Here is a 15354-nt window from a genome sequence, read left to right on the forward strand (position 1 = left end):
AGCCGGCCACCGGCTATTTACGATAAACCGTATAACCGGTTATCATAACATATTCCTTTCGGAGAGAATCCTTATAATCAGTTCTCTAAATCAATCAGATCATATTTACGGGTTCCGAGGCCTATCGCTTCCCCATGTTCGAGCATATGTATACCGTGACGGGATTCGATACGTTCAATAAGATGGCTACGACCTTCATCGGGAGAATTATAAACCATATCCACACAAGCCTGATCTAAAGCTACGGGATCGAGTGAGGCAAGTATACCGATATCGCCCATTTGGGGTTCTTCGGGATCAGAGTCGCAATCGCAATCGACAGATAAATTATTCATTACGTTTATATAAAGTATATTATCGCCGCAATAGTCGGCAACTGCTTTAGCCGCTTCAGCCATAGATTCGAGAAAATCGTCCTGTAAAGGATTTCCCCAGCTCGTGGTACTGGTGCCGGCCGAATGAATAAGCCGTTTACCATTGGCTGAAGCTATACCTATGGATATGTTTTTTACGGCGCCTCCGAAACCGCCCATAGCATGTCCTTTAAAATGCGACAATACGAGGGTAAAATCGTAATTAGCATAATGCCTCCCGACAATGTCTTCGGTCAGATGCTTCCCGCCTTTCACCGGTAATCGTATTTCCCCTTCGGCATCCATGATATCTACATCGGCAATGGCAGTAAAACCATGATCTTTAGCGGCTTTTAAATGCGATTCTGTAGTAGAACGCTCGCCGCCGTATGCCGTATTGCATTCTATGATCGTACCGTTTACTTTATGTACGAGATCCCCGATAAGTTCGGGTTTCAGATAATTATGACCACCCGGTTCTCCCGTACTGATTTTTACACCCACTTTCCCGGAAACCGGACGATCCAGAACCTCATAAAGACGTATCAGATCTTGCGGGGTTATATGCTTTGACATATAAACGGTAGCCGTTTTTCTCTTTTTAGCGAAGAGTTCTTCTTTCAAAAAACTACTGATTCCCTCTCCTTTTACCGTCGGTATCAAACAAGAAACCGCCAAAGCGCCGCCGGTGACCGCCGCCGTTCTTATAAAATCACGGCGCGTTATTCTTTTCTCATCTTTCATTATCGTCTTATTTGCATTAAGATGTTACAAAAATACCGCTATTCAAAATATCTGTTTGTATATATATTACAGATATTCATACCCTGATTACTGTATTTGAAAACAGTACATCGTAATCGAAAGGAATAGAACAAAAAGCCGCCCGGATAGGCGCACCGGAAGAAGAATAACCGATCCCGCCGAAATCACGATCGGAATCTTTTACACGTAGGTGGTCGGAAAAATAAAAAGGACTTGCGAAATGTGGCTCGCAAGTCCTTTAGATATGATATATATTACATATATACTTTGTCGTGATCGAGATTAAACGTCCACTCGTCTATACTCCCTAATTTGCCCTGTACCCAATCTTTAAACAAAGGATACGCTTCGTATATCGGGGTCATTTCTTTCGGATACTTGATATTATCGGGAAGAATAAGCGCCCATACCCAATTTTCGGCAGATACGTAACTACTGTATTTCTCGAGATCGGCATTTAATTTAGCGGTAGCCGGATGCCCTTTCACATGCACCTCTCTTCCGCGTTCTCCCAAAGTAACAAACAGATCGAGCATATTTCCATTCTCATCGGGAACAGGCAATACTTCGTTCAACCTCGAAAGTCCCGGGGTAAGTTCAAGCCGTACGGTAAAAGGTTCGGACACTAACGACGGAACAGTCGTAAATGTATTTATTATATCGAATTCGGTTTTAGATCCGATAAATTGCGAACGAAGATCATCGGTAAGAAATACGACATTTTCGGTTTCGTTACCGATCATTCCCGTACCTTTATTTATCTGTCCGCTTACCGACTTTATCAAGTTCTTTTTTACCTTATCCTGTATAAAATTAAGGGCAACACCTATTTTATCATATTTCGACCCACCCATAGCCAACGGAATCAAATTAAATTCAATGGCTCTTACATGGGGCGATTTACCGGAACCGCCGGTTTGGCCTAATTCATATTTTATCCGGAATTTAAAAACGATATCGTTCAGATCGAGATCTCCGAGATAAGGAAATACGTCTTCTACCATCATCATACCCCAACCGGTAGAGGAAGGAAAATAATAAATAGATTTTACCGCATCTCCACGCATGGCGGAACGGTTTCTGTCATATACAACCGGTGCTGTAACGGGACGCACGACAAATTTTCCGTTTGCATTTACATGAGTAAGCGTATAAGTACCTTCTGGAAGATTTTCAGCGATAAGAACTTCTTGCCCGTCATTCACTTCATAAACCGAAGCAGGGGTCGTAATTTCAACAGGCTTGCTTTTCATGGTTTTCCAATCGAAGTTCGCCGCTACCGGGAGTTTTTGTGCCGCTTCGGACGGTTCTTTCCCCTCTGGCTTATAATTGCCCATGTAATCGTTTGTACACGAAGTAATGACAATTATCGATAATAGTAAAATAGTTAATTTTTTTTTCGACATGACACAACTCTTTAAACACCTATAACTAATATGATTAAAACACAGTACAAATATAATAAATAATATAATATAATACATCTGATTGACCATTTATTTTCTATAAATACCGAAAATTTTGTTTTCAGTAGTCTCAAAAACTTTTCTGTATTCCAGTTGTTTTCCTAAAAAAACATTTACAGCTTATGAAAAGAGAAGTCGCACTCGGAATCGATATCGGAGGTACTAATACAAAATTCGGCTTCATCGATCGAAACGGAGAATTTCTTACCTCCGGTTCTATACTCACAGCACAACACGCCGATATACTCGATTTTCTGAAAGAGTTGTATATGGCGATCGAAAAAACATTCGATGAAATCAGAACCGACTATGTTTTGGTGGGAATCGGGATCGGAGCCCCCAATGGGAACTACTATAAGGGTACGATCGAATACGCCCCTAACCTTCCCTGGCCGGGAGTTATACATTTTACCGATATGCTCAAAGAATATTATCCCCATCTGCCGGTTTATTTAACCAACGATGCAGATGCGGCGGCTATCGGTGAAATGATTTACGGTGGAGCCAAAGGGATGAAAGATTTTATTGTTATCACATTGGGCACAGGCCTGGGTAGCGGTATCGTATCGAACGGACATCTTATTTACGGACACGACGGATTTGCCGGAGAACTCGGCCATGTAATCGTCTCGCCAAACGGCAGGCAGTGCGGCTGCGGCCGTCAGGGATGTCTCGAGACCTATGTTTCGGCTACCGGAGTAAAAAGAACCGCTTATAAAATGATGTCGAAATATAATTATCCGAGCGACCTGAGAAATATCCCCTTTAACGAAATGACTGCTCAACTCGTATGGGAATCGGCGGTAAAAGGAGATATGATCGCTATAAATACCTTTAAATATACTGGAAAAATGCTCGGAGAAGCCTTGGCTAATGTCGTAGCTATTACCAGTCCCGAAGCTATATTTCTAATGGGGGGGCTCTCTAAAGCCGGAGATATACTTTTTGACCCTACCAAAGACCACATGGAAATAAACATGATGAAAGTTTTCAGTAATAAGGTGAAACTATTGCCTTCGAAACTCGTGAAAAACGCAGCCATATATGGCGCTTCGGCATTGGTATGGGACGAAATGAAAGAACGATCGTGGTAATTTTAGCATAAACTAATACTGAATTCTTACGATAAAATATATTAAAATAGAATTAAAGAGAAGAAGATAGAAAAACAAAAGTTAACTTTATGCCCTCAAGAAAAAGGAAAATGAAATTTAGGGGGTTATATTTATTATTTGTATTCTTATATTTATCATTTTTTACTTATGCCCAGTTTACCAAAGGGCTGAATTATTCTGTAGAAACCGGTATAAACTTTAGTGGTGGTGAGTATACTCCGTTTTGGCTGGTTTCAAATAAACAAGGTCTTTCTTCGGTCATAAAAAACAATGGATATATCCGGGCCGGATTATTTCGTCAGTTCGAAAAAAACAAAGATTTTTCATATGCAATGGGTATCGATCTTGCCGGAGCCTATAATTTTACTTCCGCCTTTATTGTACAACAAGCATATGTCGACCTGAAATATAAAGTACTCAACCTAAGCATCGGCAGTAAAGAACGAAATGGAGAATTAAAGAATCCGTTTCTGAGCACCGGTGGTCTTACCTTTTCCGGCAATGCCCGGCCAATCCCTCAAGTAAGACTCGAATTTCCAGATTATGTAGCATTTCCTTGGACCCATGAATGGTTTTTCATTAAAGGACATGTCGCTTACGGCTTATTTACCGATGATAATTGGCAAAAAGATTTTACAGGTAACTCACACTATAAATATACTGAACACGTTTTATATCATTCTAAAGCACTTTATATAAAAATTGGAAATGAAAAAAAAGCCCCTTTAGTTTTCGAAGGTGGCCTTGAAATGGCGGCACAGTTCGGGGGAAAATCTTATACCTGGAACAAAAATCGTTATCAGGTAACTAAAATGTATAGTGGGTTTACAGATTTTTTTAAAGTTTTTATCCCTGCCGGCGGAGGAAGTTCTGTACCAATGGGAGAACAAACCAATATTCTCGGAAATCATTTGGGTAGTTGGAATTTTTCTCTTTCTTACAAATTCGACAACTGGAAAGTACGTGCCTATTACGAACACTTCTTTGAAGATCATTCGATGATGTTTTTTGAATATGCCTGGAAAGATTGTCTTACCGGAGTCGAAATCACATTTCCTAAAAATCGGGTTATAAATAATTTTGTTTATGAATATCTTGGCTCGAGAGATCAAAGTGGCCCCATTTACCACGATGCGACCCCCATTATTCCCGATCAGGTAAGCGCCCTCGATAATTATTATAATCATGGTATCTATACCGGATGGCAACACTGGGGCATGGGTATCGGAAACGCACTCCTGACCTCTCCTATATATAACAAAAACGGAAATATTTATTTTTCCAATAACCGTATCAAAGCTCATCATATCGGCATTTGCGGAACACCTTTTTCCGGTATCGATTATCGCTTACTTGTTACCCGTTCACGCAACTGGGGAACGTATAGTATCCCTTTTAAAGAGATCAGGAAAAATACTTCATTTTTATTAGAATTGAGTTATTTACCACGCAACCTCACTTCATGGAAATTTACAGCCTCATTTGCTTTTGATCGGGGCGATCTTATGGGAAATAATACCGGAGGTATGATTACAATATGTAAAACCGGCCTGTTTACCAAATAATACTATCGATATGAAAAAAATAATATTATTATTTGTTCTTCCTCTACTAACGACATCTTGTTATAAAGCTTTTGTAAACGGGAAGTTAGACGGTATGTGGCAATTAACCTCTATCGACACGCTGCATTACGATAATACGATAACAACCGACTACGAGATAAAGAACGAGCAAGTTTTCTATTCCGTACAAATACATTTATTAAGTTTGAGGGGTGGTAAAGGACCTTATATTTTGGGGAGATTCAAGCACGAAAAAGATTCTTTATTCCTTTACGATCTGCGACTCGGACAAGGAGAATCACCTTGTAAATTGCAAGATGTCAAAAATTTCGGATTAGATTGTCTCGAACCGCGATTCGGAATAAAGAAACTGACTCATAAAGAAATGATTCTTCGGTCAGATTCCCTTACTTTAAACTTTAGAAAATATTGAATATTTCCCAATACTGGAATGTTATCTTTCTGAAAACGTAAATTATAATTTCAGAATAATCCTATATGAAAGAAAATAAATAAGGCGATAATATTTTTTTTAACTGTTACGCAAGTATATCCCGTTTTGTCGATAAACTAAAAAGAACCGGTGAACAGAGAAAGAAGACGCTGTTTTATCCCTAGATCATTCGATATCGTAATCATCTTCATAATTCTGTACAATCTCATTCCTTTTGATGATACAGATAAATATCTTTATACAATTTTCAGGAAATAATAGATATTTAACACTAAAATTAAAAAACTACCAAAAGAAGATGTACCTTTACTGCCGATTTTCGATATTTCGATATCGGAAAATCAAACATACATTTATAAACATCACACTATTGCCGATTTTTAAAATTTTAGAAAAAAGCAACAGCTCAACAAAATAAGAGAACTTACTCACAATCTTTTGATCAAAAAAAATACAAAAGGAAAACATACTGATTTTCTGAAACCGACTGTTCGCTTTAATTCCACTTACCCATACTGCGAGGGAAACCAATTTAATTTATCTAATAAATTTACACGTAAAAATAAACATTTTACATGCCATAGATTATGCCGTAATATATTATATAATAAATAAAACATTCACACATAAACTAAATTATTTACATTTTTAACAATTAAAGAATTATGAAATTTAACTCTCTATTTGCCTTAGCTATTACAGCTACATTCGTAGCATGTAGTAATGACAACGATCCGAAACCTATTTCGTACGGAGAAATGAAATTAACGAACAGTATTAAGGAGTTAGCTGTTATGCGTTCTACGGGAGACCTTACCACTATCCAAGACACCAAAATTCTCGCAAATCAGGCTGTAGGTATATTCATTGATGAGATCGTGTCCGATGGACAAAACGTATCAACACCCTTGCAATACACCAACGAACAGCTAACGGCAGGTGCCGACGGCATGCTTACCCCGACAGGAGACGGTATTTATTTCCCGATAACGGGCAACAGTGTTAGCATTTATGCTTATCAACCTTATAATGCGGCTTGGAACGATAAAGAAACTGCTCAACAGTTTGCCGTACAATCGACACAAAATACCGAAGCGTCTATTGCAAACAGCGACCTTCTGTATGGGAATATTGCTTCTGTCAGCAATACCGGAAGTACCACTGATATAAAATTCGGTCATAAACTCACTAAAATTATATATTCTTTCACTGCCGGAACCGGATTTAATGCAGATGATTTGAATAGTGCAACCATTACTATTAAAAATACAAAATTAAAAACATCCGTAATTGTTAAGGGTGGAAACATGACCGATATAACAGCTGATAACGATGCTACAGATATTATCGTAAAAAGTGAAACCGATACTCATCTGACAGGTAGCGCCATTATCATTCCTCAAACGGTTGCTGCCGGTACACAATTTATGGAAGTCGCTTTAAAATCGGGTGGAAAACTTTATTTTAAACTCGATGCCGAAAAAGTTTTTGCAGGCGGTTATAAATACACTTATAATATAACGGTAAACCCTTCGGGGTTAACACTCTCCTCGTCTCAAGTAGACGGATGGAACGATGGAGGTAGCGATAACGGTACCGCTGAAATGTAAAGAAACCCGATCTGATTTCGATCTTATAAAAAACAAAGTCCGGTGTTGTAAATACCGGACTTTGTTTTTATTATATTTTCCAAATTGCCGCTTCGTAAGGGCGTAATCCGATTTCTTTCCCCTTGACATCCGGAGCCGTTTCATAATTAAACAGTTGAACTTCTGCATTGTTAAGATAAATATCCGCATAAAACGTTGCCGGAAGTTTTGAAAAATTAAGCGCAATAAGATACTTTTCATTTTCCGATATCCGGGTATAGCCGAATACCCGTTCGTTTTTAGTATCTACCAGCCGAAAATCCCCGTATATTAAACATTTATGTGCTTTTCTGAATAAAACCATTTTTTTAAAATAACTCAAAATAGAGTTCTTGTCTTTTTCTTCACTTTCTACATTTAGAGATAAATGATTCTTATTTATTTTCAGCCAAGGTTTTCCTGTCGTAAATCCGGCTTTCTCGGAAGCATCCCACTGAAAAGGAGTGCGGGCATTATCTCTGGCAATTTGTTTCTGCAACTCGAGATATTTCGCCGTATCGCCACCGGTAGATTTTATTCCGTAATAATGATTCCGAGTATCGATATCGTTATAATCTTCGATATGATCGAATTTAATATTACTCATGCCTATTTCGTCACCGGCATACCAATAAGGAGTTCCTCGCATCGTCAGTAAAAATGTCGTCAACATTTTAGAAGATAGAGCATGAAACTCGGGAGCATCGTTTCCAAATCGCGTTACCATCCGCGGTTGATCATGATTTCCCAAATATATTGTCGGCCATCCCTCACCTACGGCTTTGTCGCATTCTGCAAACATTTTTTTTAAAGTAATAAGACTGTACTCTATCCCCGATTCTGGAGAATCAGCCTTACATTCGTTCCTTATCTGCGAAGCTTCGAAAAGATACAACATATCCAACTCCTGTCGGGCAGGTTCGACAAAATTCCCTATATCTTTTACTTTTACCGCAGAACCCTCGCCTACCGACATCACATCGTACAAACTTAAAACTTTCCGGTTCATTTCATGTAAGTGTCGGTGCAACGAAGGTCCTTTGGCATAATAATCGAAAATATCATGAAATTTCCGACGGTCGATAACCGGAAAAGTATTATCCTTCGAAATAAGCGAAATAGAGTCCATTCGAAAACCATCGATCCCCTTGTCGAACCAAAATTTCATCATTGTATATATTTCTTCCCTCATATCGTCATTTTCCCAATTGAGATCGGGTTGCTTGCGAGAAAAATAATGTAAATAGTACGAATCGGTCGTTTCATTATACATCCATGCATTCCCTTTTTCATCGAAATAGCTTTTTCGTTCGGGAGGAACCCCTCTTTCAGCCGGCCACCAAAGATAATAATCGTAATAAGGATTTTCTCTCGACTTACGAGCCTCTTTAAACCAGTGATGCTCATCGCTGGTGTGGTTTACGACAAGGTCGAGCACAAGCTTCATCTCTCTTTCATGAATTTCCAGCAGCAATTCGTCGAAATCCGCCATCGTTCCGAAATCGGACATTATATCGAAATAATTACTAATATCGTAACCGTTGTCGTCATTTGGCGATTCGAAAACAGGATTCAACCAAATGATATCTACGCCAAGACTTTTTATATAATCGAGCTTTTGTGTTATCCCTTTCAAATCACCGATCCCGTCTCCGTTACTATCTTTAAAACTACGTGGATATACCTGATATACGATTGCTTCTTTCCACCAATTCTTATTTTTAACCATAAATCTTTATATAAAATTCTAAAGATAGTAACAATACGGGAAAATTTTAGTTTACAATAAAAAAGTCCCGTCCGGACTTTTCGTTCAGACGGGACCTGTATAACCTGTAAAATACAGTTTTTTATTTTTTAATGACTTTCACTACCTTCAACGGCTTACCGTTTTCTTTAACCGAAACAAGAGAAGTACCTTTAGGATCCATTTATCCGTACAAATTCATTATCCGATACAGTCAGTATTTTATTAGGAACCAAATGTCAAGCGAGATTTATGACCTCAATCTGATCTATATTAAATATCACTTAAATTCAGACTTAGAAGTTCTTCTCCATTGCCTCAAAAATAAAAAACCGGTGATAATAAGAGCCAATGACAAACCGGTATAAAATACCGAAATGAATGAATTAGGCATTAACTGATATTTACGCACAATTATCCCGAAAGTAATCATGGCAATCATAATAATCCAACCTTTAGCATCGAAAAATGAAAAAGGACAATTTAAATCTTTCTTTTTCGATATGCGCAACGTATGTTTATAAAAGAGACGCTTAAATACAAAGTTAAAGAACAATACAAAAATGATAATGGCCTCACAAAATTTAAATAACCAATATTCACCATCGGTCGTCCACGTAATAATACCGATACGCAAGATATTGGCTCCTGCTATGATCCAGATAAGACCAGCTATGAGTAATAAAGTATGTCGGTTTACCCCGTATTTCATTAATTAATTATATATAGATCTTTTTCAAAGATAGGGATATTTGGTATTTAAACAAAAATACCGCGGAAATATTTTAGAAAGACATTTCCGCGGTGATCTATCAAATATCATTTATTCATGATGTTTTTTATGGCTTCCAGCTGCTTCCAAAGCACTTTTTTCCATTTGATACTCTGATTTTTCTTTATGTTTTCCGACAAATTGTCCTTTTTGCTTTTTTAATCCAGGAGTTTTCATATTACAACCTTTATTTTATTTCTATTACTTTATTTACTGCTTTTTCGGGAAGGATCTCTTTTTTAGGAATAGATATATTCAATATACCGTGCTCTACCTTCGCTTCTATTTTATCTTTATCGATATTATCGGGGAGAATCATCGTTTGCCGAAACTGAGTATACGAAAATTCTCGCCTCAAATAACGACCGTTTTTCTTTTCATTATTATGCTCCTGTTTTTTTTCCATTGAAACAGTTAATTCGTTATCGTCTCTCAAACTGATTTTAAAATCATCTTTTGTTAGTCCTGGGGCGGCAACTTCTACCTTATACTCATTCTCTGTTTCGAGAATATTTATAGCGGGCGAATTAGCATTGACTTTCTCCATCCATTCGTTACCAAAGAAATCATTAAAGATACCGGGTAACCAATTTTGTGATCTTTTTACAGGCATCATAACCATATCTCCTATTCTTTAGTTAAACATCTGAATATTATAAACTTCGACTATGAATTCGGTCGAACGTTCACCTTTAACAATACCAACTTCCGTGCCAATAAAAATAAGGCGAAGAAGTGGCAGATATAATGTCACTTTTTCGCCTTATTATGTCATAATCGCCTACTGTTTTAACCTTATTAACAGCAGTTTAAACTATTAAATACCCATATTATTTCATCGGGAGAACTTCAATCCAATAATCATCGGGATCGTGAATAAAATATAATCCCATATCGGTATTTTCATAGCATACCCAACCCATATTTTTATGATATTCTCTTATCTTTTCATAATCACCTTCTACCCGTATACACAAATGACTTTCATTTTCGCCCAATTCATAATTCTGCGGATGATCCCGCAACCACGTAAGTTCAAGTCTAAAACCGGTTGTCCCGTCCGACAAATATACCAGAATAAAAGATCCGTCGGCAGCCTCTTTTCTTTTTACTTCTTTAAGTCCCACAGCTCTGCTATAAAAATCGATACTGCGCTCCAAATTTGTAACATTGATATTGAAATGATCGAATTTTCCTTTAATTTCCATAACTGATTTAATTATATAAATGAATACAAATATAACATATAAGAAAATAATTCGACTGCGGTACAAACTTATTTTAATGTTTCATAAAGGGCTTTTAGCCCCATAATAATTATATTTGTATACTAACTGTGATGATCTTATGGACAATTACGAACCTGTTTCAAAACCGCCCGCAAAAAACTATACCCATTGGATATGGCTTGCCCTGGCTCTTATTTACGATTTTATACCCTTAGACTTCATTCCCGATATTCCCGTCATCGGATGGATAGATGATGCCCTTGTTACTACAGCAGCCATTATGAATATCTTACAGCATATATCCGATAATAAGGGAAACGAAACCATTTCATCTATCTACAAATGGCTGAAATGGATATTTATTTCATTAGCTGTAATCATTATTCTTTTATTATTGTTATTCGGTAGTATCATCATTAAACTATTTCAATCATAATACTGTCCGGTTATGGATATTTTAAATGAATGGATCGGTTCGATCAATAATGTGCTATGGACTTATATTCTTATCGCCATGCTTCTGGTTTGTGCCTTTTGGTTCACAATAAAAACCCGGTTCGTCCAATTCAGAATGATCGGCGAAATGGTAAGATTATTGGGTGAATCCGCAATATCGGGGAAACAGGGGGAAAAACATATTACTTCATTTCAAGCCTTTGCCGTATCACTGGCCAGTAGAGTAGGCACAGGTAATCTTGCGGGTGTTGCCACGGCCATTGCTATCGGGGGTCCAGGATCGGTATTTTGGATGTGGGTAATTGCATTATTCGGAGCCTCGAGCGCATTTGTAGAATCTACATTAGCTCAATTATATAAAACAAAAGGGAAAGATTCGTTTGTAGGCGGCCCTGCTTATTACATGCAGCGCGGCCTGAAAAAACGCTGGATGGGAATTTTGTTCGCCATTCTCATTACGATTACTTTTGGTTTTGCCTTCAATTCGGTACAAAGCAATACCATATGCGCGGCTTTCGAAAATGCATTTTCTTTCAGCCATATCGTTATGGGAATCATACTTACTACGATGACTTTATTAATCATTTTCGGAGGAATACAACGAATTGCAAAAGTGAGCAGCGTCGTAGTACCTGTTATGGCACTGGGGTATATACTTCTTGTAATTATTATTATGCTTTTCAATTTAAAAGAATTACCTGAAGTACTCAAAATCATTTTCAGTAATGCTTTCGGATGGGAACAAATCGCAGGCGGTAGCATCGGTGCAGCCCTCATGCAAGGTATAAAACGAGGCCTTTTTAGTAATGAAGCCGGTATGGGATCGGCTCCCAATGTCGCAGCAACGGCAAAAGTCTCGCATCCGGTAAAACAAGGGTTAATACAGGCTCTCGGAGTATTTACCGACACTTTACTTATCTGTACCTGTACGGCATTTATTATTCTATTTAGCGGTGCTCCGATCGATGGATCAGCCAATGGAGTACAACTGACACAAAAAGCTCTAAACAGTGAAATTGGCAGTATAGGAGGAATATTTGTCGCTATTGCCATTTTCTTTTTCGCATTCAGCAGTATTTTAGGAAATTACTATTATGGTGAAGCAAATATACGTTTTATTACCAATCGCAAATCTTTTATTATCGGATATCGTATTTTAGTGGGATGTATGGTTATGTTCGGGGCCTTGGCAACACTCGACCTCGCATGGAATTTAGCCGACATAACGATGGGCCTCATGTCGATATGCAACCTGATTGCGATTATACTTTTGGGGAAATACGCTTTCAGGCTTCTCGATGATTATCGAAAACAAAAAAAGGAAGGTATAAAAAGTCCTGTTTTTAAAAAGGAAAGTATGCCTGATATTGCCGATGATCTCGATTGCTGGTGATAAGAAACATAGCTCCGATTTACATATTCAATATTTTGATTAAATCGTAAATGTCATACACCCTCCGCTTAAGTATTTCAAGGTTACGGTCCCCGGCAACAATGCCCCACATAGAACCGTCTTGAGCACATATTATATCCCTGCTTACTACTCCTTCACTATCTCTGTATTTCAACCATGCTCGCTGGGCATTTCTAAATTTTATTTTATTCTCGGGCGATAGCATGCCTATGAGGTATTTATAATATTTATTTAGTAATATATCATATTCCTCTAGCATAAACTGCCTTTTCATGTTCATGTCTAAAGTCGTATATCCTCCTTCTTCATCGACTAACCGCTCTATGGTTTTTATTTTCATCGTATCTGCCGTAAACGCAATCTTTATAGAATCGTATTCGGGATCGAGCCGTCCGTTTTTTATTTGGTCCGCAATATAGTCAGTAGTTATTTTATCCGCTCTTTCTCTATACGAACTCAGATCGTCTTTACTCCATTGTGCAAACACACTGTTTACTGCTATAAACAATATTCCGATTATCAGTAAATATTTCATAATTAATCAATATATTAGTTATCAAATTTTCAAATAAATATTTTTATTTTTTAAACCTATCATCTATAAAATTTATCAATACAACTAATTAAAAAAACTATAAATAAATACACCCCAGGAGATATTGCTTCCAGAGTGTATTTAAATGCATATATAATTAATTTTCATCGGCAAACATAGGATCCCATGCAGGTAAGCGGACAGGCTTCGTATCGAGTATTTTCAATATGTCTGCAGGTACAAACCTTTTTTCGACAACAAGGCGGAACATATATTCGTCAAACCATCTGTCGGTCATAATCAGGTGTCCATTATATCCAGTATCTCCCCAACTATTTTCCACCATCCATTTTTGAGGATTCCCATCAGCATTAATATCCACGGCCATTAAGGTCATGGCATGCGTCGAACCACTCGAGAAAGTTTGTATACGCTGTTTCTTATCCATGCCGAATGTGGTTCCCATCAACGATTCATAATCATAATTACGTATATCGAGAGTTCCTTCTTTACGATTCAGGAACTTACCTACATCACAGCTAAAATACATCATTACGTTATTTTTAAGAGATTCGATCGCCATTTTTTTAATATCTTCAACAGGAAGGTTGATATATGTCCAATTTCGTCCGTCATAAGTATGCCTGTCGTAATCGATAGTATACAGTTTATAATATTCACGGGTGGGATCATTCATCAACATGACATAGTCGTTTGTAAGGTCGTTTCCGAGATATTCCTGATAAAAGGAGATAGGGGTATATTCTTTCGTATTAACGATATTCCCTTTTTCATCGGTTAAACTCCAGGTAAATTTCTCGACAGGCTCACCCAGTGAAAGTACGAGCATCCGATAAATTACCCCCAACATTTCCGTCTTCCTTTTTTCTATTTCCGTACTTTTCATTTTAATCGGAAGAGCTCTTAATTGCAATCCCTGTTCACGCAATTTTTGCTTTATAAGATCGGTAATAGTACGGGTATTTTCACTACTTAACGTTTCGGGCATAACCTGCTTAGGTACCACTCCGTATTTTCCGATAATATCGGATATACCGGTGAACTGACCACCGTCGCTAAGCGGATTATGGAACAACCAATCAACGGTTTTATCATCCATCGGTTTTTCTCGGGTATCGATTACCCCTTGTAAAAACAAATTAGCTTTCTCGAGCTGATCATAAAAAAAATTATAATTTTGTGAAAATTCAAGAGAGGGTATCCCATGTTTCAACATAGCTTGGGCTCGCAATACATTCAAACCGGTAAATAACCAGCAACGCCCCGAGGATTTTTGATTGGTAATACCATTCGACGGCACTTTATAAGTAAAATGAGTATCGAAATTCGCCCTGTTTTCCTGATTCAATGCCAAAACGTTTATATCCGTACCCCCTATAGCATTTCTAATAGCTTTGTCACATGGAGTACCTTTATAACTTTGTTGTATCTCTTTCATCATTTCAGGAGTAATTCCTCCTTGTGCCTGAACCGAAACAGATATTCCGGACAAAAAAAAGGCTACAATTGCGATCTGTACTATTCTCATAATATTTTCTGTTAATGATATACTTGAAGCAAAGATAAGAATAAAAACTGAGAGATTGAGCAGATGAGCGCAGGAAGGTTGTAAATAAGGAGTTTAGAGGAAAACGTACTGCAAAGACAAAGACAAAGCCAAGCGAAACCGCCAAAAAACCAAATGAAACCGGAGTTACGTAACTATCCCGTTACTCTTTTCAAAACGGCGGCGGAGATTTTGGGAGGCTTTCAAAACGCTAAATTACAAGCCTGATTCGGAGGATTGCGACTGCAAATGTAGCAGGATTTTCGTATTATGAGCTGCACATCGCAA

General features: G+C 37.8%; 15 protein-coding genes. 6 read left to right on the forward strand and 9 right to left on the reverse strand.

All coding sequences use genetic code 11. The features are described 5' to 3' along the window. Positions 1 to 77: 77 nt before the first annotated feature. On the reverse strand, positions 78 to 1097 hold the full coding sequence (locus tag NMU02_RS11855; RefSeq protein ID WP_255028141.1) for a DUF362 domain-containing protein: 1020 nt from the start codon (positions 1095 to 1097) through the stop codon (positions 78 to 80). A gap of 275 nt (positions 1098 to 1372) precedes the next feature. Then, positions 1373 to 2524, reverse strand: coding sequence for an LruC domain-containing protein (locus NMU02_RS11860; protein WP_255028142.1), 1152 nt, complete (start codon positions 2522 to 2524; stop codon positions 1373 to 1375). 182 nt (positions 2525 to 2706) lie between these two features. Here NMU02_RS11860 and NMU02_RS11865 point away from each other — a divergent pair, with 182 nt between their 5' ends. From NMU02_RS11865 to NMU02_RS11880, 4 genes are all read left to right on the forward strand, one after another. After that, entirely contained in the window at positions 2707 to 3678 is a 972-nt protein-coding gene (locus NMU02_RS11865; protein WP_255028143.1) for an ROK family protein, read from the forward strand. Positions 3679 to 3788: 110 nt separating this feature from the next. After that, positions 3789 to 5264 (forward strand): capsule assembly Wzi family protein, encoded by a 1476-nt coding sequence (locus tag NMU02_RS11870; protein WP_255028192.1) that lies wholly within the window; start codon positions 3789 to 3791, stop codon positions 5262 to 5264. A 10-nt stretch (positions 5265 to 5274) separates the two neighbouring features. Next, positions 5275 to 5697 (forward strand): lipocalin-like domain-containing protein, encoded by a 423-nt coding sequence (locus NMU02_RS11875; RefSeq protein WP_255028144.1) that lies wholly within the window; start codon positions 5275 to 5277, stop codon positions 5695 to 5697. Between the two features lie 686 nt (positions 5698 to 6383). After that, on the forward strand, positions 6384 to 7328 hold the full coding sequence (locus NMU02_RS11880; RefSeq protein WP_255028145.1) for a fimbrillin family protein: 945 nt from the start codon (positions 6384 to 6386) through the stop codon (positions 7326 to 7328). A 70-nt stretch (positions 7329 to 7398) separates the two neighbouring features. On the opposite strand, the gene NMU02_RS11885 is transcribed toward NMU02_RS11880, so the two are convergent. The 5 genes from NMU02_RS11885 to NMU02_RS11905 form a co-directional block, all read right to left on the reverse strand. After that, complete coding sequence (locus NMU02_RS11885) at positions 7399 to 9075, reverse strand: glycoside hydrolase family 13 protein (RefSeq protein WP_255028146.1); 1677 nt, start codon at positions 9073 to 9075, stop codon at positions 7399 to 7401. Between the two features lie 298 nt (positions 9076 to 9373). Then, positions 9374 to 9805 carry a hypothetical protein gene (locus tag NMU02_RS11890; protein WP_255028147.1) on the reverse strand — a complete coding sequence of 144 codons (432 nt, stop codon included), beginning with the start codon at positions 9803 to 9805 and terminating at the stop codon, positions 9374 to 9376. Between the two features lie 111 nt (positions 9806 to 9916). After that, positions 9917 to 10042 (reverse strand): hypothetical protein, encoded by a 126-nt coding sequence (locus NMU02_RS11895; RefSeq protein ID WP_255028148.1) that lies wholly within the window; start codon positions 10040 to 10042, stop codon positions 9917 to 9919. Positions 10043 to 10052: 10 nt separating this feature from the next. After that, a complete protein-coding gene (locus NMU02_RS11900; RefSeq protein ID WP_255028193.1) occupies positions 10053 to 10481 on the reverse strand; it encodes an Hsp20/alpha crystallin family protein in 429 nt (142 codons plus the stop codon). A gap of 214 nt (positions 10482 to 10695) precedes the next feature. Next, complete coding sequence (locus tag NMU02_RS11905) at positions 10696 to 11073, reverse strand: VOC family protein (RefSeq protein WP_255028149.1); 378 nt, start codon at positions 11071 to 11073, stop codon at positions 10696 to 10698. 139 nt (positions 11074 to 11212) lie between these two features. Between NMU02_RS11905 and NMU02_RS11910 the strand changes: the two genes are divergently transcribed. Next, entirely contained in the window at positions 11213 to 11530 is a 318-nt protein-coding gene (locus NMU02_RS11910; protein WP_255028151.1) for a YkvA family protein, read from the forward strand. A 12-nt stretch (positions 11531 to 11542) separates the two neighbouring features. Then, a complete protein-coding gene (locus NMU02_RS11915) occupies positions 11543 to 12943 on the forward strand; it encodes an alanine/glycine:cation symporter family protein (RefSeq protein WP_255028152.1) in 1401 nt (466 codons plus the stop codon). A gap of 19 nt (positions 12944 to 12962) precedes the next feature. Here the strand turns inward: NMU02_RS11915 and NMU02_RS11920 are convergent, their stop codons facing one another. Together NMU02_RS11920 and NMU02_RS11925 are read right to left on the reverse strand one after the other, a co-directional pair. Next, entirely contained in the window at positions 12963 to 13499 is a 537-nt protein-coding gene (locus tag NMU02_RS11920) for a lysozyme inhibitor LprI family protein (protein ID WP_255028153.1), read from the reverse strand. Positions 13500 to 13656: 157 nt separating this feature from the next. Then, positions 13657 to 15048: a C1 family peptidase gene (locus NMU02_RS11925; protein ID WP_255028154.1), complete on the reverse strand. Its 1392-nt coding sequence runs from the start codon at positions 15046 to 15048 to the stop codon at positions 13657 to 13659. Positions 15049 to 15354 lie beyond the last annotated feature (306 nt).

Origin of the sequence: Coprobacter tertius (assembly GCF_024330105.1) — a bacterium.
Lineage (GTDB): Bacteria > Bacteroidota > Bacteroidia > Bacteroidales > Coprobacteraceae > Coprobacter > Coprobacter tertius.